Raw genomic sequence first — 25,595 nt, 5'->3', positions numbered from 1 at the left:
CAGTCCAATCTCCTGCGGCGTTCGAGCAGTACTGGGTGTTTCCTGAACCTGTTTTTACCCCGGAAACTTTTTGCCATTCATGGTGCGCATGCCTGTTTATTCAGGAAGCCTGATTGACTGGATTTGGTTTCCACTTGAACCTTCGGTTCAAGGACGAAAGTATCAGACGGCGCAGGCGGGAGATCTCTTGATTTTGCTTGTCTCGGTTTCTCGTCTTCGTTCGAAGCCCCCCTCGTGTTTGTTGTTAGTCTGCTGGTAGGTGGCGCGCAGGGTGGCGTAAGGCCTGGCGACTGTAGTCGCGGCTTAAAATTCGTTTAGCTAGCGCTGTATAGACTATGATCCGTCCTCCAACACCTGTTGATAGCATGCCCCCTTTCTTTTCGCTCCGCTGGACAACGACGATTACGCGGCAATGAACATAAGCAACAGCAATGCTGGTGATTCCGGCAAAAGCTTCACAGAAAACTTCTTGGGCCTATTGGTTGATCAGGGCCTGATCGATGCGGAAAAACTGAAATACGCCTTGCGGGTGCAAGGCAAACTGGAGTCGCCAAAGCCGATTTTGTTGGTGCTTTGCGATCTGGGTTATGTCACCCACAACCAATTGGTCGAGTTGTTTCGTAACCACCCGGTCAAAGTCAAGTTAGGCCTGTTCCTGGTGGAGTTCGGGTACATCACCAACACCGACCTGGATTTGGCGCTGGCCGAGCAACGGCAAAAAGCAGGACGCAAACGCCTGGGCGAAATTCTGGTGGAACGTAATCTGATATCAGAAATGAAAATGCTCGAGGTTTTGGCGGACCTGATGGGCATTTCGGTTATCGATTTAAGTACTGCCGTGATCGATCAGACGCTGATGACCAAGCCGATGTTGAAGTCCGCCAACAAGCATTGTTTTTTGCCTATCGAAAAACAAATGGACGGCGTATTGGTGGCTTTCGGCGACCCGCTGGATCAAAACGCCATCGAGATGGCCCGGCACGTCTTGGGCGCCGAGATCATTCCGGCGGTGGGGCGGTATTCGCAGATCATGCGTTTTCTGCTCAATTACGAGCGTAATACCGGCGCCGAAAAGGTAGCCGTCGGTGAGCAGTCGGCCGTCGCGGTTGCCAACCGGATCTTTGAAGACGCGATACGCCAGGGAGCCAGCGATATACATATCGAACCGCTGGAGCATAAGGTCCGGGTGCGGCAACGGATCGACGGCGTAATGGTGCACTACCGGGACTTTCCGGTCGAAATTGCCCAGGCCTTGATTAGTAGGATTAAAGTGATGGCCGGCGCCGATATTGCCGAAAAGCGCCGGCATCAAGACGGTCGGGTCATGTTCGAACAGGCCAGCAGCAATCGCGTGATCGACATGCGCGCTTCGTTTTTCAGTACCATCAACGGCGAAAAAATCGTCTTGCGGCTATTGAACCGCAAGACAGAATTGCTGGATATTCACGAAGTAGGCATGGCGCCCTTGATGCTGGAACGCTTTGTTCAAGATTCGCTGGACGTGCCGACCGGCGTTGTCATTATCACCGGACCGACCGGTTCGGGTAAAACCACGACGCTGTATAGCGCAGTGGATTACCTGAACGCTCCGGAAGTCAGCATCGTTACCGCAGAAGACCCGGTCGAATACGTGATTGACGGCGTCGCGCAATGTTCGATCAATCCGAAGATCAATCTGACTTACGAAGAAACCCTGCGCCACATCGTGCGCCAGGACCCGGACATCATCGTACTCGGTGAAATCCGCGACAAATTTTCCGCGGATACCGCGATCCAGGCGGCCCTGACCGGCCACAAAGTGTTGACCACATTTCACACCGAGGACAGCATCGGCGGCCTGTTGCGGCTGCTGAACATGGAGATCGAGGCCTTTCTGATTTCTTCGACCGTGGTTTCGGTAGTCGCCCAGCGCCTGTTGCGCCGGGTGTGCCGGCATTGCGCCGAACCGTTCAAGCCCGATCCGGCCTTGCTGCGTCGGCTGAATGTGACGCCGGATGATATTGCCGGTGCTCAGTTTATGCTGGGCAAAGGCTGCGAAAAGTGCCGGTTTACCGGTTATTCCGGCCGGGTGTGTGTGTTCGAACTATTGTCGATGAACGAATTGGTCAAAGATGCGATATTGCAGCGCAAAACCTCCTATGAAATCCGGCGGGTGAGCCTGGAGACGGCGGGTTTGGTTACGCTGCTAGAGGATGGTTTGGTGAAAGCCGCCGCCGGTGCTACCTCGCTACAGGAAGTGATCCGCAATCTGCCGCGTTTTGGAAAACCCCGCCCTTTATACGAACTGCGCCGCTTGTTGGGCAGTCGATGAGCCAATAATACAACCCAATCTTATGAGTGAAAAATCGCTTTCCGAATTGATAGACGAGGCCATTACCTCGGGAGCCAGTGCCTTGCCGGTATTTCCGCGGGCGGTAACCGAGCTGCGTTTGGCCTTGCAAGACGAAAATCGCTCGCTGGACGCGATTGCCAAGCAATTGGCGATGGACGCCAGTTTAGCCAGCCAGATTTTGCGCGTTGCCAACTCGTCATTCTATGCCGGCTTGGGATCAATCAACACCGTCAAGGATGCTCTGGTCCGCTTGGGTTTGCCGCGCATCGTCCAGATTGCCACTTTGGTTACGCAGAAAGGCTTGTTTGCGGCAAAAGATGCCGCCACTCAGCAATACATGGTCAAACTTTGGCAGCATAGCGTTGCGGTGGCCTTTGGCGCCGAATGGCTGGCCAAGCGTTTGTCGTTCCAGACGATAGCGGAAGAAGCCTTCATGGCCGGCCTGTTTCACGACATTGGCGAACTATTGCTGCTGCGCTGCTTGGAAGATCTGGCGGCCAAGGACCTCAATCTAAATTTACCTGCCGATTTGCAGCGAGAACTGATCATCCGCCAGCACGAGAGCAAAGGCGCATGGTTGCTGCAAGAATGGAATTTACCGGAAACCTATCGTAAGGTTGCCGCCAATCATCATCAGCCGGCCACCGAACATACCGGCACAGTGGAACTGTTGGTGCGCGTAGCCGACATGGTCGCCTACAAACTGGGTATTGCGCCGCGGCCGCAGCCCGATCTGGTGATCTCCAGCAGCGAGGAAGCCGGCCGTCTTGGCCTGTCGGAGATTATGCTGGCCGAGCTGGAAATCGCGCTGGAAGATTCGCTGGCCTTGTCTGCCTGACACGCCAACCCTGTTCATACACCTGCGATGCAGGGCAACCCTGTTGCTACTGATTCCAACCGGCTCGACCAATTGCCTTCGCTAAAACGCGAGGCTTTGCTTTAGAATGGCCGTCAGCCGGCATGGCCGCTTTCCCAAACTTTGCATAATCACGTTGGAACAATGACCATCGAATTTTTGATCAATTTTCTGATTCTGTTGCTCGGCACTCTGGCCGCCGGGTTTTTGGCTTACCGCTCGTTTCAAAAGCGCCGAGTCCAGCTCGGAGCGGAACCGACCTTGCCGCAGTACTTTATCCGGCGCAGTACATACTGGAGCGGGATTGTCCTTTACTGCTCGTTGATGGCAGGATTGTTTTTATTGCTGACTTGGCAATGGCTGCCGCTGGAGCCGTTGGTAACGCTGATCGTTAGTCATTTACGCGCCGGTGAGCTGGTGAATCTGCTCTACGGTCTGGATGGTAACAAACTGTTCCCGCTAATTGCTGCCGGCATCATGCTGTTTTTCGTCGCTTGGGAAAGCCCATTTAATCCGTTGTTGATTTTACGGGATAGTATTCACGACGCTTTTGCGATTCCGACCAAAGCCGTCGAAGTGTATAACGCGCTGATCAAATCCCGGCTGTCGGCGGCGGACGACAAGATAAAAGCCCAAATCGCTGATCGGCTGTTGGTGCAAAGCATCGGCGCCGGCGATTTCGATAAATCCGGTGCCACGGTCGAATACAAATGGGCGCATAACAGCCTGCTGTTCGACCAAATCCAGCACTATGCCGATCAATCTTCGTACCGACGCTTGTTCAGCGAGCCTTCGCTGAAATGGGGCGAGATTTGCATCTCCTATAATGCAATGTCGGAAAAAGTGAATATTTGGAAAGAAGCCGAGCCGCATTACACCAAGACGGTCAACTTGCTGAAGGATTTGGACCGACTGACCGGACTGCTGTGCCGATTGCTGGCGGCGGCGGTGGTATTCGGCAGTCCCAGCGAAAACGACATGTGGGAGACGGTCAGAAAACTCGGCGGCAATGTGCACGAAGCGCGCTTGAAGCACACTTATAAATACCTGCTGATATTCGCCGCAGCGACGGCGTTTGGCGTGATTTTGGGGCGGGAAGTGTCGGTGGCGTTGCACAACGTGTTTCTGTTTCCGGACAAACCGTTACCGCACTTTAGCTATACCACCCTGCGCTGGATAGCCTATTCAATCGCCATTTACGTGGTGCCCATTACACTGGTTTTTGCTTTGCGGAGCATCGCATTCCGCCATCAACAGGAACCCGCCGAGCACAATTACGGCTTTTACATGGCGATCATGTTCGTCTGCTTCCTGGTCAGTACCACCATCTCGACCTTTATCCTGGAGTTAACCTTTTATCGCCGGGATGATTTCAATTTCCTGGATAGTTTCCTCGATCACGCCCGCTGGGGGATTATGCCGGCGCTGATTTGCGGTTTCGTCGCCTACCGGATGGACGCGCCGGCCAGCGAAGCCGAAGCCCTGAGTAAAACCATCCTCTCCGCCGTATTGGGCTTTCTGGCCTGGGGCGGGATTGCGGTGATTTTCATGCTGTACGCGACGGACGATTTGGCGATTGAGAAGCTGAATTTGCGTTTTACCTTGGTGGGGACGGCGTTTTTTGTTACCGGATTGCTGGGGGCGGCGGCGCGGTTTAAGACAGCTGGTGATTGAGGTTTGTTTTTTGTGTCGCTGGCGCGACGGCTGGTTTTAACGTCGGGTCTCGGCCCGACAGCCGAGGTACTTTTCTTTGCTTGTCCAAAGAAAAGTACCCAAAAGAAACGACACCCGGATGCCGCTTATTCCCTGCGCGCCGAAGCTTTTATCGAGGGTCGGCAGAAGGGGCTTCCCAGCCCCTCCGCCGACGTGCGGCATGCCCGAAAAAGCGGGGCAGGCTCTCCCTGCCGCACCCCTTCGGGCTGATCTCGATAAAAGCTCCGGTGCTCGGCGCGGCATACGGGAGAAACCCCGCGCCGAACTCGACAGATTATTTTGTATGAAATTTTGTAGGGCGCATTAGCGACAGCGTAATGCGCCGAATGATTTAAAGCCAACATACGGCGCAATACGGCTACGCCTATTGACGCCCTACCCATTGCAACTTACGGCCTTAATCGGACGGTCCTACATCACTAAGCTAAAGGTTTTACGTGAACATTCCATTTTTCGATGCGTTGGCAAATGGACAACGCTTTTTAATTGCTGGGGTTGGCGGCGGATTCGACATTGTCAGTGGCGTCCCCATTTACCTACATTTGCGCCGCCTTGGTAAACAAGTCACGATGGCTAATCTCTCTTTTACAGAGCTTGGCTTAACGAATTGCGAAGAAATTTGCCCTGGCGCTTTTCTTGTCAATAAACAATCTGCCGACTTGCCGTATTTTCCAGAGAGGTGCATTTTGGAGTGGTTGTCGTCTCGGGGAGAAGAGCCGGCAATGTATGCGTTTTCGAATGAAATTGGCGTCTTACCGTTGAGAAGTGCTTACGCCGAAATGGTCGAGCGTCATCAAATCGATACGCTGGTATTGGTTGATGGTGGCACCGATAGTCTGATTTTTGGGGATGAGCCGGGGATAGGCACGGTTGTTGAAGATGCATGTTCTATGATTGCTGCCAGCGGCGTAGCCGTAAAACAAAGCTTAATGGCGATGGTAGGTTTTGGAATAGATCATTTCCACGATGTTAATCACCACGCTTGTCTTGAAAACATTGCGACTCTTATCAAGGACGATGGCTATTTGGGCGCTTTTTCCTTAACCAAGGATATGTATGAGGGCAGAGGGTACCTGGAATTGGTTGATTACCTTAATAAAAATATGCGCGTTAGGCATTCTATTGTTACAAATTCGGTTGCTAGCGCGATAAAAGGTGAATTTGGGGATCATCAAGTGACATCTCGAACCAGCGGTAGCGAATTATTTATAAATCCGCTGATGAGTTTGTATTGGACTTTTTCCTTGCCTGCTGTAGTAGGGCGAATGGGGTTTGCTGCAAAAATTGAGAGCACTACCGAAATGGACGAAGTTGCTAAATTGATCCGTTCTTTCCGGATTGGAAGTAGGCTAAGGGATCGCAAACGTATTCCATTGTAAAAACTTATGGCTCTCACGCAAATCATGCATTGATATTCTGATCCCGAGAGGGCTTTACTCCCGTATGCCGCGCCGAGCACCGGAGCTTTTGGACGGAATAGCCCGAAGGGGTGCGGCAGGGATGCCGCACGTTGCCGAAGGGGCAGGAAGCCCCTTTCGGCGACCCCGTTCAAAAGCTTCGGAGCGCAGGGAACAAGCGGCGTTCGGGTGGCTTTTCTTTTGGTGACTTTTCTTTGGCCAAACAAAGAAAAGTTACTCGGCTGTCGGGCCGAGACCCGACATTAAAACAACCGTCGCGTTAGCGACACATAATCCCCTTCACCGCGTGGGCACAAAAAGCCGTGCCCACCCTACGCCCAGCAAGGACGACGGCCAATTCAACACCTCAAACGTTATACGGCGTAGAAATCCAATCCCTCAACACCGCCTCATCCCGCTCCGGCAAATAAGCAAAATCCCCGGAAATATCCTTGTAGACTGCATCGGCACTGTGAGTAGACACCAACTTGCCTTTGACCATATAAAAAAACCAGGCAAACGGATAGCCGGCTTGCCGGTCAAAGCGATTCAATACATTACTTAACGCACTGCCTTTCTTGCCGGCGAAGTCTTCCAGATGCGGCAGGTTGTTTTTGTGGGTGTTGACGATTTCCACGTTGACGATTTGTTCGCCAAAGCGGCCGGTATGGCGGTAAGGACGGATGATCCAATCTTCGGACATGCTGTGTTTTTGGCCGGCGCTGCTGCGGTTCCAGTCTTCCATGAAGCGTTGTACCGGGTGTTCGCCGGGATGGCGTTCGTTGATGACTTCCATGAACAGCTTGACATCGGTTTTGCGCCGATAGGTATATCGTGAATGCCCGAAGCCGAAGCTCTCGATGCAAAAGGGTTGCAGCGGGTCGATGAATTCTTCCAAATCGTCGGGCGGATTGTTTTCGTCCACCAGCATCCGGTCCGAAACCTCGTGGGTTTTATCGATTTCGATCAGCGTGAAATCTTCGGCTTTAGTGCCGGTCTGAACCACAAAGTACAGGGTCTTACCGGTCTGTTTGGTGGCGATCAGTTTTTGTTCCAGCGTGTAATCGATCAGGGTTTGCAGGTTTTGTCCGCATTCCAGATAGGTGCGTTCCACCCACTCGATTAAATCGTTGGCGATGCGTTTGCCGTCCATATCCACCACGCCGCCCAGCCGGTACCACTCGTCGCCGGTTAAGGCCAGGCGGATAGGGTGGTCGGGAATTAGTGCCTGGAGTTTGCTGAGCAGCAAATCGTCGGTTTGGCCGGGGATGATTTTTTTACAGCAATCGGTAATGTCTTGTCCGGCAAGATTGAGTCTTGATTCAGTCATGATCGGCTTCAGGTGTGGAGTTTGAATGTAAGCGTTGCCTTACCAGTTCGCGGACATCCGGTTCCGGATCCTCGGCGAGAGCGGCGAGTTGCGCGGGATCGACCTTTAGTGCCGCTGTGTAGCGCACAACCCAATCTTCGTCGTTTAACAGCATGGTTGCGTCTTCCGGCGCCATGCGTTCCGCGACGATGCGCCGCACATCCGGCGAACGGTCGTTAGCCATCAGCCCCAGGCTGACTTCCGGCAGCCGTTCGGCAACGCGCTTGCGTACTTGTAAGTCTTCGTCTTTGATGAAACGAAACAAGCGGCCCGGTGGTAGGCGTTTGGCGACCATCAAGCGCACGATATAGTCGGGGTCGTCGGCCAGCAACTCCAGGTGTTCCGGATCGATACGGTCCGCGACCGTCATGCGTACTTCGCGGTCCGGGTCGTCGATCAGGGCTTGTAACTGCTGGGCCGGCAGGCGAAACGCGACAGCGCGGCGCACCACTTCGTCTTCGTCGGTGATGAGCGCCGACAAGGCTTTTAGCGGTGCGTAGCGCACGGCGATGGCCCGGCGTTCCCAGAACGGGTCTTGCAAATAAAGCGTGGCGTAGGCCGGATTGACCCGAAAGAAACGGTCGATTTGCCGGCCGCTATTGATGAACACGCAGGTATCGCCGGGCATGCAACGGCCCATCAGCAGGGTTTTCCCCCGGAACGGGCAGAGGCTGCAATCGGCGACGGGCAGAGTAACAGGGCTGTCTTGTTCCGCCATATTATCGTCTTATTCGGGAATAACTTCGGCGATCACAATGCCCGAGGCATTTTCGTAATTATCGGTAATGCGTAAGCAATGTTCGCGGCCATCGACCAAGTAAAGATTGAAGCCTGCACCTTCCAATAACGGTTCATTGTTGGGCAGGTCGTCGTCCATGCAATAGGTGAAATGGACGCCGGGGTATTCGCCGCGCAGTCCACTGACGACGGTTTCGTTCAAGGCTTGGCCGTTAATTTTCTCGGCTATGGTTTGCAGTTGCTCTGGACTAATCATCGCTAGGATTCCTGTTCGAAACAAACGCGCTGCACGGGCTGGATGCCCATCGATTTAGCCAGCCACGGCGGCGGGGCATGCGCTAAAACGATTTGCAGTTGTTTGATAATTTGAGTGATGGCTTCGCCCTGGTCGGCTTTAACCGGATGAATGCCGTATTTGATAAGTTTTGCCGCCGCCGGGCCGCCGATAGAAGCAATATACAACACTCGGCAATCGGCGATCAGTTCTGCGCGATACACATTCTTATCGTCATGCTGCCGTTGCGCGTCGCTATCGATGCTGCGCACATCGACGAGCCGGGCGTCGTCCGCGGCAATCTGATAAATCAAAAACTGCCGGCACGAGCCAAAATGCCCGCTGATTAACTGCGGATCGTCGCTGCCGATGGCAATTCGGATCGAGCTGGCGGATGCAATTGTCTGGCAGGAATCGGCTATCGGCGCGGGCTCCTCGCTGTTTTGCAGAATGCGCAACGATTCTCGGATACTGTCGGCGTTGGCGACAATGCCGAAATTGTTCAAGGCTTGCTGGAACTGGGCTTTGCCGAGTTCGGCCAGGTTTTTGTCGTTTAATGCAGTGCCTATACAGGCACGCAGCACGGAGATAAACAGCTTGGGAGGGGTATCGGGCAGGGCGCGAGCCGCCAGCCCGATGCGCAGTGCCAGTTCCCGGGTTAAGGTAGACTGGCTCATGGCGTTAAGCCACTAAAGGCAGAATGCAGTTGTCGATTGGGCAAACCTTGACGCATTGCGGTTCGTCGTAATCGCCATTGCATTCCGTGCAGGTTTTTTTGTTGATTTCAAAAACAATCGCCCCTTCCTTGATGGAGTCGGTAGGGCACACCGGCAGGCAATCGCCGCAGGAAATGCATTCTTCGGCAACAATATACAGAGACATGGCTTTATTCCTCCGATAACCGTTTAGCTTGCAAAGTTGTAGGAATTTTAGGCGGAGGGGACAGCGGATCAAAGTAATATTTGGATCCGTCACCCAGAGTGACTTCACCGCCCCATTTATCGGCGCTGTCGAATTCCAAGGATTCGATGGTTTCTTCAAGATCTTTTTTAGCGATGTAGAACAGCAATTTGCCGTCTTCGCGTTTCCTGAGCATGACGCTAGGCATTGGGATTCTCCAGACAAGTGTAGGTCGGGTTAAGCCTGCGCTTTAACCCGACACGATATGATTGACTGGTGGGCACCGTGGCGGTGCCCACCCTACGCTTAACGAATCAAGTCGTAGTTGTAGTCAGTGGTTCCCATACCTTTGGTTTCTTTGTCCAACTGCTCCAACAAGGCGTTAACGATGGTGGTCAACATGTACATGCCGCCTTCGTAGCCCAATGTGGTCATACGGTGCAAGTGGTGACGATCGAAGATGGGGAAGCCGATACGGATCAACGGTACTTCGAACTCTTCGCCTTTGTAGAAGGTGTCACGTTGGATAAATTTGCCGTAGGAGTTACCGATCATGAAGTCCGGTTTGTTGGTGAACATCAATGAACGGAAGTGCCACAAATCTTTGCCGATATGTACCGTCGCTTCCTGGCCGTAAGGCGAGGCTTTCAACACTTCTTCAACCGCTTTTTTGTAGCGTTTGTTGGCGTGGTTAACCAACACATCGGTCACTTCAGCACCCATTTCCAGCAGGAATTTGGTCATGCCCAAAGCAAAGTCGGCGTCGCCGTACAGGGCAAACTTTTTGCCGTGTAACCAAGCGTGGGAGTCAGTCATCATGTCAACGTAGCGGCCGCGTTCCACTTCCAGTGATTTTGGAATCGGTTTGCCGGTCAGTTCGGAGATTTTCATCAGGAACTGGTCGGTCCATTCCAAGCCCATCGGGATGTTCAGTTTGGGCGCGTCGTGTTTCCAACTGGTTTCAACGAATTTTTTGGTTTTTTCCAATTGCCAAGGTTGCAGCAACACGGTAGTGATCGCGTTAGGCGCATCTGCAACTTCGGCGATCGTGGTGCCGCCGGCATACATGTTGAAGTGGCCATCAGCAGGCGTATCCAGTACTTCGGTAGGATCGCTCAACAAAGTGTGGTCAACGCCCATTTCGTTCAACATCCGGTGAATGACGCGGAAGTTGCCCAAATAGGTTTCAAAGCCGGGGACTAAGTTGATTTTGTTGTTACTGCCAACTTCGTATTTACCTTCAGGCAACATACCTTTTTCAAGGGTGAAGTAGCGAGCAATACCTTCGAACATATTGTCCCAACCGGTGGTATGGCTACCGACGAAGCTAGGCGTATGCGCAAATGGTACAGGGTAGTCTTGATCGACGTGACCTTCTTTTTTGGCATTGTTGATGAATGCGTTCAAGTCGTCACCGATCACTTCCGCCATACAGGTGGTTGATACTGCGATCATGGTGGGTTTGTAAAGGGCTTTGGCGTTTTCCAAACCGGCAAACATGTTTTTCTGACCGCCGAATACCGCCGCGTCTTCAGTCATCGAGTCAGATACGCAAGAGATAGGCTCTTTGAAATGACGGTTGAAGTAAGTCCGGAAGTAAGCCACGCAGCCTTGTGAGCCGTGTACGTAAGGCATGGTTTTTTCAAAACCCAGTGCGCAAAGTACCGCGCCCAGAGGTTGGCAAGCTTTGGCAGGGTTAACCGTGATCGCTTCACGTTGGAAGTTCAGTTCTTGATATTCCTTGGTAGTCGTCCATTGGAACACTTCATCAATGGTGTCTTGTGGATGACGTTCTTCGTACTGTTCGCGTTTGTTGGCCAAGCTTTCCTTGTACTCGTCATTTCTGAATAAAGGATAACTGGGTTCTATTTTATCGACATTTTGGCTCATGATAATCTCCTAACGCGCCACTAATCTGTGGTCCGGCGTTGATTGGATTTTGCCGGGAATGAAATCCCGACCGACATTTTGGCTCCTAGTAGGGTGGGCAGTTTGCCCACCTTTCCGGGAGTTAAGATGGGCAATGCCCACCCTACGGATTACGCAACCGCTTTGACAGGTTCGCTCTCGGTCGCTTCGGTTTTCCAAGGCGCTTTGAAGCTTTTCCAGCAAGGGTTGTTGATGGTCATGTCCATATCGCGGGCGAAGATGGCGAAACCGTCGTAGCCGTGATAAGGGCCTGAGTAATCCCAGGAGTGCATTTGGCGGAAAGGCACACCCATTTTTTGGAAAATGTATTTTTCCTTGATACCGGAGCCGACCAAGTCAGGTTGGACTTTTTTCACGAACTCTTCGAATTCGTAACCGGTGACGTCGTCATACAACAAGGTGGCGTTGCCCATTTCCTTGATGGTACGGTCGTAGTCGTCGTTGTGACCGAACTCGTAACCGGTACCCACCACTTCCATGCCCAAGTCTTCGTAGGCACCGATCACGTGGCGAGGACGCAGGCCGCCGATGTACAACATCACCCGTTTGCCTTCCAGGCGTGGTTTGTATTTAGCGATGACGGCGTCGTATTCGGCTTTGTAGCGTTCGATGACGCGCTCAGCACCTTCTTTGATAGTGTCATCGAAGTGAGCGGCGATTCTGCGCAAAGACTCGGCGATTTTAGTCGGGCCAAAGAAGTTGTACTCGATCCAAGGGATGTTGTACTTTTCTTCCATGTGCCGGGCGATGTAGTTCATCGAACGGTAGCAGTGAATCAGGTTCAGCTTCACTTTTGGGGTTTTTTCGATCTCGGCAATGGTACCGTCGCCAGACCATTGAGCCACAACGCGCAGACCCATTTCTTCCAACAAGGTACGTGAAGCCCAAGCATCACCACCAATGTTGTAGTCGCCGATCACGGCTACGTCGTAAGGGGTAGTTGGGAAGCTTTCATCGCCGTCGCGGTTTTCCAATACCCAGTCGCGAATCGCGTCGTTAGCGATATGGTGACCCAAAGATTGAGAGACGCCACGGAAACCTTCGCAGCGCACCGGCACGATGGTTTTGTTGTACTCTTTGTTTTTAACTTTAGAAACCGCTTCGATGTCGTCGCCGATCAAACCGATTGGGCACTCGGATTGAATGGAGATGCCTTTGTTGAGCGGGAACAAGGTTTCGATTTCGTCGATACATTTGGCCAGTTTTTTATCGCCGCCGAATACGATGTCTTTCTCGGTAAAATCCGAAGTAAAGTTCATGGTACCGAAGGTGTTGACGCCTGTAGTACCTACATAGTAGTTACGGCGACCGGCACGGGAATATTGACCACAGCCAACCGGGCCGTGTGAAATATGGATCATGTCCTTAATAGGACCCCAAACTACCCCTTTGGAACCCGCGTAGGCGCAACCACGAATGGTCATCACGCCGGGCAGGGATTTACGGTTGGAAGTGATACATTTGTTTGATTTTTCCAAGCTTTGATCGTTGATGGCCAAATGTTTGGCGCGATCAGCTTTAGCTTTTTCGGGATAGACTTCCAGCACTTCTTGAATAAGCGCTTCGGTCTCTTCTCTTGTCATGGCTGCCATGATGAAATCCTCCTGGTAGTCCTGGGTAATCCCCCACAGACTTGTTAGGAACTATGCGAAAGCAGGTTGGACAGGCTAACAGCCGGCCCAACCTACATACTGATTAAGCTTCGGCTGCTGCGGTTACACCGACAACGCTTTCGTCAACTTCTTCCATGACGCCGAATTCCATCAACAAGTCTTCCAACTCGTCCATAGTGATTGGCGTTGGGATCACCAAGTTGGTGTTGTTGATGATTTTTTGCGCCAAGTCGCGATACTCTTGTGCTTGTTTCGCGGTTGGTTCGTACTCGATTACTGTCATACGACGGATTTCGGCACGTTGGACAACGTTGTCACGTGGTACGAAGTGAATCATGTGTGTGCCCATTCTGGCAGCCAATTGCATGATCAGTTCGTCTTCGCGAGCGGTGTTACGGCTGTTGCAGATCAAACCGGCCAAACGCACGCCGCCTGAGTTAGCATATTTCACGATACCTTTAGCGATGTTGTTGGCAGCATACATAGCCATCATCTCGCCTGAGCATACGATGTAAATTTCTTGGGCTTTGTTTTCACGAATTGGCATCGCGAAACCACCGCAAACAACGTCACCCAATACATCGTAGAATACGAAGTCGAGGTCGTCGGTATAAGCACCTTCTTCTTCCAAGAAGTTGATCGCGGTGATAACACCACGGCCGGCGCAACCTACACCTGGCTCTGGACCGCCTGATTCAACGCATTTAACGTCGCGGTAACCCACTTTCAATACGTCTTCCAGTTCCAAATCTTCTACGCTACCGGCATCAGCTGCCATTTGCATGATAGAGTTTTGCGCTTTCGCATGCAGGATCAAACGAGTAGAATCGGCTTTAGGGTCGCAACCGACGATCATTACTTTTTTGCCCAGCTCTGCCAAGCCAGCAACCAGGTTTTGCGTGGTGGTAGATTTACCGATACCACCTTTACCGTAAATAGCACATTGACGTAATTTCGCCATGATCTTCTCCTCTTGAGTAGGTGTTGTTAATAACAACCTGATAATTGCAATGGCCGTGCCAAAGTTTTGATGTGTTTTAAGTAATTGAAAATAAAGGATTAAAAATAATGTTTCTAGCTTTTTCGATGGTCGGATTAGCAACATTCTTTGTAAGGCCTGTTATCTAACCAACATAAATCGCGGGGTTTTTATTTGAAGCGGGGGCTAGGTGCGTATTCGCCGCGGATTTTGGCCCCGGTCCTTTAGCGATCACGCTGTGTCTTGATTTGGCTTGCTGATAACGGGAGTTTGCTGCTTTGCCCGGACGACTTCGGTGAATAATCGCCTACACACTCTATAATTGATGCCAATCTTGGGCGCCGGGCATAAGCAGGCGTATATCCGGTTTTATCACGGTACCTGTAGGTGGCGGTTTGCAGCCACATTTTTTAGTTACTCATGCGGTATTTCTCGAATTTAATAATGATATTGTCTTTGTATGTTCTTTAAGAATTGGTGGCCTTTCCGCCGCAAGCTGAAAAGTCAGGCGAAGAAGGATGATTCCTTCGATGTCAATCAGCGCATCTACACGCCGGTTAGCCAGTTGACCGTCGGCATGTATGTCATCGAATTGGACCGGCCTTGGTTGGAGAGCCCGTTCTTATTTCAAGGGTTTGAACTGGAAACGGAAGCCGATATTCGCGCGGTAAAAGATGTTTGCCAGTACGTCTATATCGACGCCACCCGCAAAAGAAAACGCCCAGTCCAAGCTAAAACCACTCAAGACAGTTTGCTCAGCGAGAGCAATATTGATTTTGGTGCGCCGCCGCCGCCAAAGCTAAGTGTTTTCGAGAAAGAGTTTGCACGTGCCGAACATGTTCATAAAGAAGTGGGTCAGTTGGTATCCAACTTTATGGAGCGCATCGCCAATGGCGAAGGGATAGACACTCAAGCCGCCAAAGAAGCGGTCGCGCAATGCGTGAACAGTATTTTGCATTCGCCGGATGCTTTTTTGTGGCTGAACCAGCTCAAGAACAAAGACAAATACACCGCACAACATAGCTTGAACGTTTGCGCCTTAGCCATTGTGTTGGGCCGCTACCTGAATTTTTCCGTAGCCAACCTCAACAATGTCGGCTTGTGCGGGATGATGCACGACATGGGCAAAATGTTGGTGCCTTTGGATATTCTGAATAAGCCCGGCAAGTTGGAACCTGAGGAGCTGGCGATTATGCGCTCGCATGCCGCTCTGGGCTACGAACTGCTCAAATCCAGCGATCAAATGTATCCAGGGGCGATAGACACGGCCTATTCTCACCACGAAACCTTGGACGGCAAAGGTTATCCCCGGCGTATCGGCGAAAGAGGGATTTCGCTCTTCACCAGAATCGTTACCATCGTGGATATGTACGATGCCATCACCAGCGACCGGGTGTATCAGAAAGGCCGGACGCATCTGGAAGCGACCAATATCCTGGCCAATATGGCCGGCTCTCAGCTGGATGAGCGTTTGGTGATCAAATTTATAGAATGTCTGGGGGTTTATCCGCCCGGCAGCATCGTCATGATGACCAACGGTTACATCGCCATTGTGGTGGAGGTGAATGAATTGCAGAAGCTGCGGCCGAAAGTCATCCTGTTGCTCGATGCCAAGAAACAGCGGATTCAGGAAAGAATTGTCAATCTAGCGGATATGCTGCTGGACGATCGCGGCAAGGTGTTGACTATCAAAGGCATTGTCAAAGCCCAGGATTACAACATAGACATCAAAAAATATTACCAACAAGGTGTTTTGCAAAAGGGCTTTGCGAACGAAAAACGCTAGGGTACCCTACGAAACCGGACGTTTAGAGCAACTCTGCTAGAATAAGCAACCTGGCGATGGTCACGAAAGGGTTTGTGCGTGGGATTATCGTCCGTATGCTTTTGCTCAGCTTTGCCAAGCCAGGGCTGCAAATTTCTCGAGGCGTTTTGGAATCAAATGTACAGAAAAAACAGGGGAGGGCAAGGCTTTACGCTGATGGAGATGCTGTTGGCGGTCGCCATCATGGCGGTGTTGACGGCCATTGCGATACCTGCCTACAACGGTTATATCGATAAAAGTAAGAACGACCTTGCGATTAGCTATCTGCTAGCCATACAGACGGAAATCGAACGGTATTACACCCGCGAATTTCACTACCCGAATGCGCTTAGCGACATTACCTCTGCTCTGCCCAACAACGGCAAGGACCCCTGGGGTAGAGACTATGTCTATCTCAATATCATAGAGGGGGGGCCAGGCACCATGGGCTCAGTCCGAAAAGATCATGCGCTTAACCCCATCAACACCAAATACGATTTGTACAGCCTGGGTAAGAATGGCGTCACTAAAAAGCAGATCAGCCAGAAGGACAGTCTGGACGATATTATCCTGGCCCGAGATGGCGGTTTCGTCGGTTTGGCGGCGGATTTCTGAGAGAACCCCTTAGCAATGGAGCGCAAGCTGTCTTTTAGCCATAGCAAGGTTGCCCGCCGCATTCTGTTTTCTTTCGTGTTGGCCGCGTTGATCCCAATCGCTATATTGGGCGTCCTGTCATTCCAGCAAGTGAAGCAGCAGTTGCAAGCACAGACTGCCAAGGCATTGCAGAGAGGCTGTAAGGATTACGCCTACGGACTGGTCAGCCGTTTGTTGTTTGCCGAAAATTCTCTGCGGCTGGCGGCCTTGAAAATTCATAAATCCAACAAGGAGGATAAACCTGTGGCGCTGGCCGGCGAACAATGGCTGCAAGGCCAGTTCACCGGGTTGGCAGTGCTCCGCGCCGATGGTCAACCATCCGCATTGTCCCGAGACAATGCAGCGATTCCGACCCTGACGGCAGAAGAGCTTGCGCAGATTCTGGTCGGGAAAACGCTGATTAAACCGGTGAGTGGCCAGCGGCTTGAAGACAATCGCTTGTGGATGGCTATCAATCTGGTCGAAAACTCACCGAAAGCCGGTATCCTGATGGCCGAATTGAAACCCGACTTGTTATGGAATTCCGAAACTATCGATCCCAACAATCTGCTGTGGGTGATGGCTGCAGACTCGCTACAGATATTGTTCGCGCTGGAGCAAGATTTCGATCCGTCTCCGGAGCTCAGGGCGCAAGTCGCGCAAGCCAATAGCGGCCGCTTCTCGTGGCAAAGGGACGGCGAAGCCTACCTCGGCGCGTATTGGAAGCTGCCGGTCGCCACGCTATTTTTCGGTCCGGACCTGATCGTCGTGCAAAGCCTGCCTGAATCGTTGGCGTTTGCGGCAATTCGGCAATTTAGCGCGATTTACCCACCGGTGATTCTGCTGGCCGCGCTGATTGTCGTGTATTTGAGCAGCAGGTTGATTGCTAAATATTTAACGCCGCTCGAACGCTTAAAAATAGGCACTCAACGTGTTGCCGACGGCAATCTGGAATGTCGAGTAGATATTGATAGCCATGACGAATTTGAAGAGTTGGCGGATTCGTTCAACGAAATGACCCGCCGCCTGCGCAGCCAGTTCGATATTCTCGCCACCATGGCGGAAATCGACCGTCATATTCTCTCCGCCTTAAATGCCGAAGACATTATCGACACGGCGTTGAATCGCTTGCCCAGCATATTGTTTTGCGATTTGATTTCCATCGCCGCCGTCAATCCCGATACCGGTATCGCCGACGAGATTCGGGTTCGGCGTAGCGGGCGCGATGCCGAAATATTAGCCGAACCGGTGATTCTGAGCCAACAGGATGTAGCGGATTTGCGCACCATGCACAATGGCGCCCTGGAGATTGCTAACAATGACGAGCGGATGTCCGAGTATTTGCAGGTGCTCGGCGTGTCCGGTGCTTGGCGTTATTTGGTTGTTCCCGTTCATGTCAACGGTACACTGGCTTCGCTTATTTGCTTGGGTTATCAAGCGCCGAAACGGATTCCACCGGAATCGTGCAATGCGGCCATCAACTTTGGCGACCGCATCGCGGTCGCGCTGTCCAATGCCGCCTGGGAAGAGAAGCTATACCAGCACGCCCATTACGATTCCCTGACCGGCTTGCCCAATCGCTTGGTACTGCATGACAGGCTGGGGCAGGAAATCGCGCGGGCCCGGCGCGATGACGCGCAACTTGCCGTGTTTTTTATGGACTTGGATCGCTTCAAAAATGTCAACGACTCGCTGGGACACGCGGCCGGCGACGAATTGCTGCGGCAAGCGGCGCGGATTTTTCTCAATTGCGTCAGAGCGACCGATCTGGTTGTCAGACTGGGCGGCGACGAGTTCGTCATCGTGATCGGTGAATTGCATACTCAGCATAACCCGGCGGCCTTCGTCAGCGCGGTTGCCGAGAAAGTTCTGGCCGCGCTGAAGCAACCCGTGACGGTGGCCGGACTGCCCATGACCGTGACAACCAGTATCGGGATTGCACTGTTTCCCGACGATGCCGACAACGTGCCGGATTTACTGAAGAATGCCGATGCCGCCATGTACCACGCCAAGAGCGAGGGGCGCGCCAATTTCCGGTTTTATTCGCCGGAATTGAATGCAGCGGCATTGGAAAATATCAAGCTGGAACAAGAACTACGCGGCGCGATCGGCAGAAACGAATTGCTGGTGTTCTACCAGCCCAAGGTGGATTGGGATGGCCGCATTGTCGGCGCCGAAGCCTTGATCCGCTGGCGGCACACCGAGCTGGGCATGATTTCGCCGGCTAAATTCATTCCCTTGGCCGAACAGACCAGTTTAATCGTGGAGATCAGCGATTGGGTCTTGGAGCAAACCTGTTTGTGGGTAAACGCTTGCCATGCCCAAGGCCTGGGGCCCTTGCGGATTTCTGTGAATCTTTCAGCGGTTGATTTTAAGCATCCGGAATTAGTCGAGAAAATCGCGGCGGTGTTGAGCAAAACCGGCACGGACCCGAAGTTCATCGAATTGGAACTCACCGAATCGGTGGCTATCGGCAACATCAAAGCCTGCATCGAACGCATGCATCATTTAAAAGCGTTGGGACTAACCCTGTCCATGGACGACTTTGGTACCGGTTTCTCCTCGTTGTCCTACCTAAAAGAATTGCCGCTGGATGTGTTGAAGATCGATCAATCGTTTGTCCGGCAGCTGGAAAGCGACGACAGTAGCGCGGCTATCGTCCGCGCCATTCTGGCACTTGCCGACGGCTTGGGTATGGAAACCATCGCCGAGGGCGTCGAAACCGCAGCGCAGCTTGAGATATTGAAACAACATCACTGTGGCTTATTTCAAGGCTATTTATTCAGCCGGCCGGTGCCTAGCGACGAATTTTTAAGTTTGTTGCAGGCCGATGCTGCCAAGCGTGGCACAAATCTGCCGGCGATTAGTTCCAGTTAAACCAGCGGCGACCCCAGGCACTGACACCATCCAGATACAGATACACCACCGGCGTGGTGTACAAGGTCAGCAATTGACTGAAAATTAAGCCGCCGACGATGGAAATCCCCAAGGGCTGGCGCAGTTCCGCGCCATAACCCGATCCCAAAGCTAATGGCAATGCGCCCAGCATCGCCGCCAGCGTGGTCATCATGATCGGCCGAAAGCGCAATAAACAGGCTTGAAAGATGGCGTCCTCGGCGCTCAGCCCTTTGTGGCGTTCGGCGTCCAAGGCAAAATCGATCATCATGATCGCGTTTTTCTTGACGATGCCGATCAGCAAAATCACCCCGATCAAGGCGATGATGCTGAACTCGGTATCGCAAGCCAGCAAGGCCAGCAAGGCGCCGACCCCGGCCGAGGGCAGGGTGGACAAGATCGTCAGCGGATGGATATAGCTTTCATAGAGCATGCCCAGCACGATGTAAATACTCAGCAGTGCCGCCGCGATCAACCAGGGTTGGTTGCGTAGCGACTCCTGAAAAGCCTTGGCCGAGCCCTGGAAACTGCCGCGTACCGCAGCCGGCGTGCCGAGGTCTCGCAGGGTTTGTTCGATGAATTGGGTGGCTGTCGATAGCGAGGTGCCGGGCATCAGGTTAAAGGACACGGTGGCGGCGGCGAACTGGCCTTGATGGTTGACGGTCAGCGGCGCGTTGCTGGTCTGGAAGCTAGCCAGCGTCGCCAGCGGAATTTGGGTGCCGGTGTTGTTGCTGACGTAAAGCTGTTGCAGCGTGCGCGGGTTTTGCCAGTATTCCGGTGCCAGTTCCAGCACCACCCGGTATTGGTTCAACGGTTTATAGATCACCGACACTTGGCGTTGGCCAAAAGCGTTGTTCAAGGCGGTATCGATGGCGGCCTGACTGACGCTCAAGCTGGCGGCTTTGTCTCTATCGACTATCAGCGATATTTGTCGGCCCTTGTCTTGTTGATTGGTGTTGACATCGGTCAGTTCCGGCCGCTTGCGCAGCGCCGCGACGATTTTGGGTGTCCATTCGCGCAGCAGGCTCAAGTCTTCGGATTGCAAGGCAAACTCGTACATGGCCGCCGAGCCGCGGCCGCCGATGCGCAAATCCTGCACCGGCTGTAAAAACAGGCTGGCGCCGGGCTCGTCGGCCAGCTTTTCCCGCAACCGGCGGCTGATTTCGGCTATTGGCGCATCGCGCTGCTCGGGCGGCTTGAGTACCGCAAACATCAGGCCGGAGTTGGTGTTTTGCATGCCGCCGGCGAAGCCCACCACATTGGTCACTGCCGAATCTTGCCGCAAAATATCGACAAAATCATGCAGTTTGCTTTGCATGGCCTGGAAGGAAATGCTTTGATCGGCCTGGATGGTACCGCTGAGCCGGCCGTTGTCCTGCACCGGGAAAAAACCTTTCGGCACGATGATGTACAAATACACGTTCAAACCAATGCAAGCCAGCAACACCGCCAGCATCAGTTTGGGATGGTGCAGCGCCCAACTCAAACTGCGGCGGTAGCCGTTTTGCAGGCGCTGGAATTGGGCTTCCAGCCAAGCCGACCCCTTGCCGGGGGTATGATTTTCCGCCGGTTCCAGCCAACGCGCGCACAACATCGGCGTCACGGTCAAGGACACCACCAACGACACCAGTACCGCAGCCGATAAAGTCACGGCAAATTCGCGAAACAGCCGGCCGACGATGCCGCCCATCAATAATATCGGCGTGAAGACGGCGATCAGCGACAAACTCATTGCCAACACGGTAAATCCTACTTCGCCGGTACCACGTAAAGCGGCTTGGAACGGTGGCACGCCGTTTTCGATATGCCGGCTGGTGTTTTCCAAGACCACGATGGCGTCATCCACGACAAAGCCGGTGGCGATGGTCAAAGCCATCAACGACAGATTGTCCAGGCTGTAATCGCACAAATACATCACCGCGCAGGCGCCGATCAGCGATACCGGCACCGCGACGACCGGAATCAGCGTGGAGCGTAGCCGGCGCAGAAACAGCAACACCACCAGGATTACCAGCACCACCGCGATCAACAGGCTGCGCTCGACTTCATCAACCGAGGCGCGGATGGTTTGCGAACGGTCCGAGACTATCGATAATTCCATCGTCGCCGGCGTCAGCGCGCGCAATTGCGGCAGCATGGCTTTGACGTGTTCGACTGTGTCGATGATATTGGCGCCGGGTTGTTTATTGATGATCAATAACACCGCCGGTTGGCCGTTCTTCAGGCCGGTACTGCGCAAATCTTCCACCGAATCCACCGCAGTCCCCAGATCGGCGATGCGCACCGGCGCGCCGTTGCGGTAAGCGACGATCAGCGGCAGGTAGTCGGCGGCGTGTTCGGCCTGATCGTTGGCGTGAATTTGCCAATGCCGCTCGCCAGTTTCCAGCGCGCCTTTGGGGCGATTGGCGTTACTGGCGTTGATGGCTTGGGCGACCTGATCCAGGCCGATGCCGTATTGTGCTAACGCGCCGGGATTCAGTTCCACCCGGACAGCCGGCAGCGAGCTGCCGCCGACATTGACCTGACCGATGCCGGGCAACTGGCTGATTTTCTGCGCTAATATCGTTGACGCGGCGTCGTACATTTGGCCGCGGCTGAGGGTGGTGGAGGTGAGCGCCAGAATCAGAATAGGCGAATCAGCCGGATTGACTTTGCGGTAATTGGGCCGATTGGGCAGATTACTGGGCAGCAAACTGCTGGCGGCGTTGATCGCGGCTTGCACGTCGCGGGCCGCGCCGTCGATGTCGCGATTTAAATCAAACTGCAAGGTGATCCGAGTCGAACCCAGCGAACTGGCCGAAGTCATTTCACTGATGCCGGCGATGCGGCCCAGCGCCCGTTCCAGCGGCGTGGCGACCGTGGCGGCCATGGTCTCCGGACTGGCGCCGGGCAGGTTGGCGGACACCGAAATAGTCGGGAAGTCCACTTGCGGCAAGGGTGCGACCGGCAGTTGCAGGAAGGCTATGATGCCGGCCAATGCCACACCGAGCGTCAGCAGCGTGGTAGCAACCGGGCGGTAGATGAACAGCGCCGATATGTTCACGGCTGGCGGTCGCCGCTGTCGGCTAAAGGCGATTCGGCCGCGCCGCGCAAGCTTCGGGCCAGCCGGTCCAGGCTCAAGTAAATCACCGGTGTGGTGTACAAGGTCAGCAATTGGCTGAGCAATAAACCGCCGACCATACTGATGCCCAAGGGATGACGTAATTCCGAGCCAACGCCGCTGCCCAGCATCAAGGGCAGGGCGCCCAGCAAAGCCGCCAGCGTGGTCATCAGAATCGGCCTAAAGCGCAGCAGGCAGGCCTGGAAAATCGCTTCGCGCGGCGGCAGGCCTTGCTTGCGCTCGGCTTCCAGTGCAAAGTCTATCATCATGATCGCGTTCTTTTTGACGATGCCGATCAGCAGCACGATGCCGATTACCGCGATGATGCCCAAATCGTTGCCGGACAACTGCAAGGCCAGCAGCGCGCCGACCCCGGCCGAGGGCAACGTGGACAGAATGGTGATGGGATGAATATAGCTCTCGTACAGCACGCCGAGCACGATATACACCGTAACGATGGCGGCCAGGATCAACCACAGCGTGCCGCTGAGCGAGGCGTTAAACGCCAAGGCCGCGCCCTGATAATCGCTTTGCACCGCTAAAGGTAAACCGATGTCCTGCTTGGCCTGCTCGATGGCTTCAATGGCGTCGCCCAAGGCGGCGCCGGCGGGCAGGTTGAAGGAAATGGTCGCGGAGGGAAACTGATCCAGATGGTTGATAGCCAGCGCGGTCTGCCGTTCGGAAATGCTGGCCAGGGCCGACAGCGGCACCTGGCTGCCATTGCTGGAAGGAATCCGCAGTTCTTGCAAGCCTTCCGGGCCGCTCTGCTGCTTGGGGTCTACTTCCAACACCACCCGGTACTGATTGGACTGGGTGAAAATGGTCGACACCAAGCGCTGGCCGTAGGCGTTGTATAAGGCGTTATCGATGTCGGCGGTGCTGACGCCTAGCCGGCTGGCGCTGGCGCGGTCGATTTCGATATAGGCTTGCAGGCCTTGGTCCTGCACGTCGCTGGCGGCATCGGCGATAGCGGGCAGGGCGCGCATCCGCTCGACCAGACGTTGGGTCCAGCGGTTTAATGCCGTTAAATCCACGGTCTGCAAGGTAAATTGAAATTGAGTGCGGCTGACCCGGTTTTCCAAGGTCATGTCCTGCACCGGTTGCAGATAGACCGAGATACCCGGCACCTCGGCCAGGCGTGGCCGTAAGCGTTCGATCACTTTACTGGCGTTGTCGCGTTGGGCTTGCGGTTTCAGGTTGATTAAAAAGCGGCCGCTGTTCAGGGTCGGGTTACTGCCGTCCACGCCTATAAACGACGACAGGCTGGCCACGGCCGGATCGGCCAGGATCTGTTGAGCCATGGCTTGCTGGCGTTCGGCCATTGCCGCGAAGGAAATGCTGGGCGGTGCCTCGGTAATGCCTTGAATCAAGCCGGTGTCCTGGATTGGGAACAGGCCTTTGGGCATGGCTGCGTATAACAACACGGTCAACGCCAGCGTGGCGATAGCCACCAGTAGCGTCAGGCCTTGGCGCTTAAGCACCCATTCCAGGCTGCGGCCGTAAGCGGCGATGACTTTGTCGAGCAAGCCGGCGTGTGAGTCATGGCCGGCTGTGCTGGCCCTTAGCAGCCTAGCGCACATCATAGGTGTCAAGGTCAGCGACACCACCGCCGAGATCAGAATCGCCACCGCCAAGGTGATGGCAAATTCGCGAAACAGTCGGCCCACCACGTCGCCCATGAACAGCAGCGGAATCAGCACTGCCACCAGCGAGATGGTCAAGGAGATGATGGTAAAGCCGATTTGTTCCGAGCCTTTCAAGGCTGCTTGCAAGGGCGACTCGCCGCGTTCGCGGTAGCGGGAGATGTTTTCGATGACGACGATGGCGTCGTCCACCACAAAGCCGCTGGCGATGGTCAGCGCCATCAAGGTCAGATTATTGATACTAAAGCCGGCCAGGTGCATCACCCCAAAGGTGCCGACCAAGGACAGCGGCACCGCGACCGCCGGGATCAAGGTGGCCGGTAGATTGCGCAGAAACAGAAAAATCACCATCACCACCAGTGCCACGGCCAGCAGCAACTCGAATTGCACATCGTGTACCGAGGCGCGGATAGTGACGGTGCGGTCGGTCAAGGGCAGCACTTCGACCGCGGCCGGCAAGGTCGCCCGCAGTTGCGGCAGCAACTTATTGATGCGATCCACCACTTCAATGACATTGGCGCCGGGTTGGCGTTGGATATTGACGATGACGGCGGCTTTGTCGTTGGCCCAGGCCGCCAGTTTGACGTTTTCGGCGGCGTCGACCGCGTCGGCGACCGCGGATAGCCGCACCGGCGCGCCGTTGCGATAGGCCACCACCAAGTCGCGGTACTCAGCCGCCGAGCGCAGTTGGTCGTTGTTGTCGATGATGGCCGAGCGCTGCGGGCCGTCGAACATGCCTTTGGGTTGGTTGACATTGGCGGCTGCGATGGCGTTGCGCAGGTCTTCCAGGCTCAGGCCATAGGCGGCCAGCGCTTGGTGGTTGGCCTGGATTCTGACTGCCGGCCGTTGGCCGCCGCTGATGCTGACCAAGCCGACGCCGGGCAATTGGGCGATTTTCTGCGCCAAGCGGGTGTCGACCAAATCCTGGACTTTAGGCAAGGCCAGGCTGGATGAGGTGATCGCTAAGGTCAAAATCGGTGTGTCAGCCGGGTTGACCTTGTTGTAAATCGGCGGCAGCGGCAGGTCTTTGGGCAGGAAATTGTTGGCGGCGTTGATGGCGGCTTGCACGGTTTGTTCGGCAATGTCCAGATCCAATGCCAGATCGAATTGCAGCGTCACCACGGACGCGCCGCCGGAACTGGTCGAGGACATCTGCCGCAGGCCGGGCATCTGCCCGAACTGGCGTTCCAGCGGCGCGGTAATCGCCGAGGTTGTGACTTCCGGGCTGGCGCCGGGATAGAGCGTGGTGACCAGAATCGTCGGGTAATCGACTTGCGGCAATGCCGAGATCGGCAATAAGCGGTAAGTCAAAACCCCGGCCAGCAGCAGGGCCAGCATCAGCAAGGAGGTGGCGACCGGACGCAGGATAAAGTGTCGCGATGGGTTGAAACCGGGAAGCGGGTTTTGCGCGGCGGCCATG

18 protein-coding genes and 1 other RNA gene are annotated in these 25,595 nt (G+C 54.2%); 8 read left to right on the top strand and 11 right to left on the bottom strand.

Annotated features, from left to right (window positions below):
• Nucleotides 1-6: 6 nt before the first annotated feature.
• From ssrS to CWO84_RS17250, 5 genes are all read left to right on the top strand, one after another.
• Nucleotides 7-186, top strand: a non-coding RNA gene (gene ssrS / locus CWO84_RS17270) — 6S RNA.
• Between the two features lie 226 nt (nucleotides 187-412).
• Entirely contained in the window at nucleotides 413-2,311 is a 1,899-nt protein-coding gene (locus CWO84_RS17265; protein WP_101054114.1) for a GspE/PulE family protein, read from the top strand.
• Nucleotides 2,312-2,333: 22 nt separating this feature from the next.
• On the top strand, nucleotides 2,334-3,170 hold the full coding sequence (locus CWO84_RS17260; RefSeq protein ID WP_101054111.1) for an HDOD domain-containing protein: 837 nt from the start codon (nucleotides 2,334-2,336) through the stop codon (nucleotides 3,168-3,170).
• 162 nt (nucleotides 3,171-3,332) lie between these two features.
• Nucleotides 3,333-4,862 (top strand): hypothetical protein, encoded by a 1,530-nt coding sequence (locus tag CWO84_RS17255; RefSeq protein WP_101054108.1) that lies wholly within the window; start codon nucleotides 3,333-3,335, stop codon nucleotides 4,860-4,862.
• A gap of 476 nt (nucleotides 4,863-5,338) precedes the next feature.
• Entirely contained in the window at nucleotides 5,339-6,280 is a 942-nt protein-coding gene (locus tag CWO84_RS17250) for a DUF1152 domain-containing protein (protein ID WP_101054105.1), read from the top strand.
• A gap of 385 nt (nucleotides 6,281-6,665) precedes the next feature.
• Here CWO84_RS17250 and CWO84_RS17240 read toward each other — a convergent pair whose 3' ends face one another.
• The 9 genes from CWO84_RS17240 to nifH all read right to left on the bottom strand — a co-directional run bounded on the left by CWO84_RS17240 (nucleotide 6,666) and on the right by nifH (nucleotide 14,082).
• On the bottom strand, nucleotides 6,666-7,628 hold the full coding sequence (locus tag CWO84_RS17240; protein ID WP_033159066.1) for a hypothetical protein: 963 nt from the start codon (nucleotides 7,626-7,628) through the stop codon (nucleotides 6,666-6,668).
• Nucleotides 7,621-8,385, bottom strand: coding sequence for a 4Fe4S-binding leucine-rich repeat protein (locus CWO84_RS17235; protein WP_033159065.1), 765 nt, complete (start codon nucleotides 8,383-8,385; stop codon nucleotides 7,621-7,623). Before CWO84_RS17235 ends, CWO84_RS17240 begins: the two co-directional genes overlap by 8 nt.
• Before the next feature lie 9 nt (nucleotides 8,386-8,394).
• Nucleotides 8,395-8,661 (bottom strand): DUF6129 family protein, encoded by a 267-nt coding sequence (locus CWO84_RS17230; RefSeq protein WP_026603355.1) that lies wholly within the window; start codon nucleotides 8,659-8,661, stop codon nucleotides 8,395-8,397.
• Between the two features lie 2 nt (nucleotides 8,662-8,663).
• Entirely contained in the window at nucleotides 8,664-9,356 is a 693-nt protein-coding gene (gene nifX / locus CWO84_RS17225; protein WP_101054102.1) for a nitrogen fixation protein NifX, read from the bottom strand.
• A gap of 4 nt (nucleotides 9,357-9,360) precedes the next feature.
• Nucleotides 9,361-9,561: a 4Fe-4S binding protein gene (locus CWO84_RS17220; protein ID WP_020483289.1), complete on the bottom strand. Its 201-nt coding sequence runs from the start codon at nucleotides 9,559-9,561 to the stop codon at nucleotides 9,361-9,363.
• A gap of 4 nt (nucleotides 9,562-9,565) precedes the next feature.
• Complete coding sequence (gene nifT / locus CWO84_RS17215) at nucleotides 9,566-9,787, bottom strand: putative nitrogen fixation protein NifT (RefSeq protein WP_033159063.1); 222 nt, start codon at nucleotides 9,785-9,787, stop codon at nucleotides 9,566-9,568.
• Between the two features lie 98 nt (nucleotides 9,788-9,885).
• Nucleotides 9,886-11,469: a nitrogenase molybdenum-iron protein subunit beta gene (nifK, locus tag CWO84_RS17210; RefSeq protein ID WP_033159062.1), complete on the bottom strand. Its 1,584-nt coding sequence runs from the start codon at nucleotides 11,467-11,469 to the stop codon at nucleotides 9,886-9,888.
• A 149-nt stretch (nucleotides 11,470-11,618) separates the two neighbouring features.
• Nucleotides 11,619-13,100 (bottom strand): nitrogenase molybdenum-iron protein alpha chain, encoded by a 1,482-nt coding sequence (gene nifD / locus CWO84_RS17205; protein WP_033159061.1) that lies wholly within the window; start codon nucleotides 13,098-13,100, stop codon nucleotides 11,619-11,621.
• 103 nt (nucleotides 13,101-13,203) lie between these two features.
• Nucleotides 13,204-14,082, bottom strand: a complete 879-nt coding sequence (gene nifH / locus CWO84_RS17200; protein WP_033159060.1) for a nitrogenase iron protein — start codon at nucleotides 14,080-14,082, stop codon at nucleotides 13,204-13,206.
• A gap of 478 nt (nucleotides 14,083-14,560) precedes the next feature.
• On the opposite strand from nifH, the gene CWO84_RS17195 reads away from it, so the two are divergent.
• From CWO84_RS17195 to CWO84_RS17185, 3 genes are all read left to right on the top strand, one after another.
• Nucleotides 14,561-15,886 (top strand): HD-GYP domain-containing protein, encoded by a 1,326-nt coding sequence (locus CWO84_RS17195; protein WP_101054099.1) that lies wholly within the window; start codon nucleotides 14,561-14,563, stop codon nucleotides 15,884-15,886.
• 156 nt (nucleotides 15,887-16,042) lie between these two features.
• The gene (locus tag CWO84_RS17190) at nucleotides 16,043-16,519 is read left to right on the top strand and encodes a prepilin-type N-terminal cleavage/methylation domain-containing protein (protein ID WP_033159058.1); all 477 of its coding nucleotides are present in this window, start codon (nucleotides 16,043-16,045) and stop codon (nucleotides 16,517-16,519) included.
• A 15-nt stretch (nucleotides 16,520-16,534) separates the two neighbouring features.
• Nucleotides 16,535-19,414 (top strand): EAL domain-containing protein, encoded by a 2,880-nt coding sequence (locus CWO84_RS17185; RefSeq protein WP_101054097.1) that lies wholly within the window; start codon nucleotides 16,535-16,537, stop codon nucleotides 19,412-19,414.
• Here CWO84_RS17185 and CWO84_RS17180 read toward each other — a convergent pair.
• Nucleotides 19,401-22,475, bottom strand: a complete 3,075-nt coding sequence (locus CWO84_RS17180; protein WP_101054094.1) for a multidrug efflux RND transporter permease subunit — start codon at nucleotides 22,473-22,475, stop codon at nucleotides 19,401-19,403. The genes CWO84_RS17185 and CWO84_RS17180 overlap by 14 nt on opposite strands.
• Nucleotides 22,472-25,594 (bottom strand): MdtB/MuxB family multidrug efflux RND transporter permease subunit, encoded by a 3,123-nt coding sequence (locus CWO84_RS17175; RefSeq protein WP_101054092.1) that lies wholly within the window; start codon nucleotides 25,592-25,594, stop codon nucleotides 22,472-22,474. Before CWO84_RS17175 ends, CWO84_RS17180 begins: the two co-directional genes overlap by 4 nt.
• Between the last annotated feature and the right edge of the window lies 1 nt (nucleotide 25,595).

The sequence above is a fragment of the Methylomonas sp. Kb3 genome (assembly GCF_002834115.1).
Lineage (GTDB): Bacteria > Pseudomonadota > Gammaproteobacteria > Methylococcales > Methylomonadaceae > Methylomonas > Methylomonas defluvii.
This window is presented reverse-complemented; position numbering and strand designations above follow the sequence as displayed.

What these genes read in the sequence shown, in the direction of transcription:
- CWO84_RS17230 (WP_026603355.1), bottom strand. Translation starts at nt 8,661, where the DNA reads ATGATTAGTCCAGAGCAACTGCAAACCATAGCCGAGAAAATTAACGGC.
- CWO84_RS17265 (WP_101054114.1), top strand. Translation starts at nt 413, where the DNA reads ATGAACATAAGCAACAGCAATGCTGGTGATTCCGGCAAAAGCTTCACA.
- CWO84_RS17185 (WP_101054097.1), top strand. Translation starts at nt 16,535, where the DNA reads ATGGAGCGCAAGCTGTCTTTTAGCCATAGCAAGGTTGCCCGCCGCATT.
- CWO84_RS17220 (WP_020483289.1), bottom strand. Translation starts at nt 9,561, where the DNA reads ATGTCTCTGTATATTGTTGCCGAAGAATGCATTTCCTGCGGCGATTGC.
- nifD (WP_033159061.1), bottom strand. Translation starts at nt 13,100, where the DNA reads ATGGCAGCCATGACAAGAGAAGAGACCGAAGCGCTTATTCAAGAAGTG.
- CWO84_RS17195 (WP_101054099.1), top strand. Translation starts at nt 14,561, where the DNA reads ATGTTCTTTAAGAATTGGTGGCCTTTCCGCCGCAAGCTGAAAAGTCAG.
- CWO84_RS17240 (WP_033159066.1), bottom strand. Translation starts at nt 7,628, where the DNA reads ATGACTGAATCAAGACTCAATCTTGCCGGACAAGACATTACCGATTGC.
- CWO84_RS17190 (WP_033159058.1), top strand. Translation starts at nt 16,043, where the DNA reads ATGTACAGAAAAAACAGGGGAGGGCAAGGCTTTACGCTGATGGAGATG.
- nifK (WP_033159062.1), bottom strand. Translation starts at nt 11,469, where the DNA reads ATGAGCCAAAATGTCGATAAAATAGAACCCAGTTATCCTTTATTCAGA.
- nifX (WP_101054102.1), bottom strand. Translation starts at nt 9,356, where the DNA reads ATGAGCCAGTCTACCTTAACCCGGGAACTGGCACTGCGCATCGGGCTG.
- CWO84_RS17235 (WP_033159065.1), bottom strand. Translation starts at nt 8,385, where the DNA reads ATGGCGGAACAAGACAGCCCTGTTACTCTGCCCGTCGCCGATTGCAGC.
- CWO84_RS17175 (WP_101054092.1), bottom strand. Translation starts at nt 25,594, where the DNA reads ATGGCCGCCGCGCAAAACCCGCTTCCCGGTTTCAACCCATCGCGACAC.
- CWO84_RS17260 (WP_101054111.1), top strand. Translation starts at nt 2,334, where the DNA reads ATGAGTGAAAAATCGCTTTCCGAATTGATAGACGAGGCCATTACCTCG.
- nifT (WP_033159063.1), bottom strand. Translation starts at nt 9,787, where the DNA reads ATGCCTAGCGTCATGCTCAGGAAACGCGAAGACGGCAAATTGCTGTTC.
- CWO84_RS17255 (WP_101054108.1), top strand. Translation starts at nt 3,333, where the DNA reads ATGACCATCGAATTTTTGATCAATTTTCTGATTCTGTTGCTCGGCACT.
- nifH (WP_033159060.1), bottom strand. Translation starts at nt 14,082, where the DNA reads ATGGCGAAATTACGTCAATGTGCTATTTACGGTAAAGGTGGTATCGGT.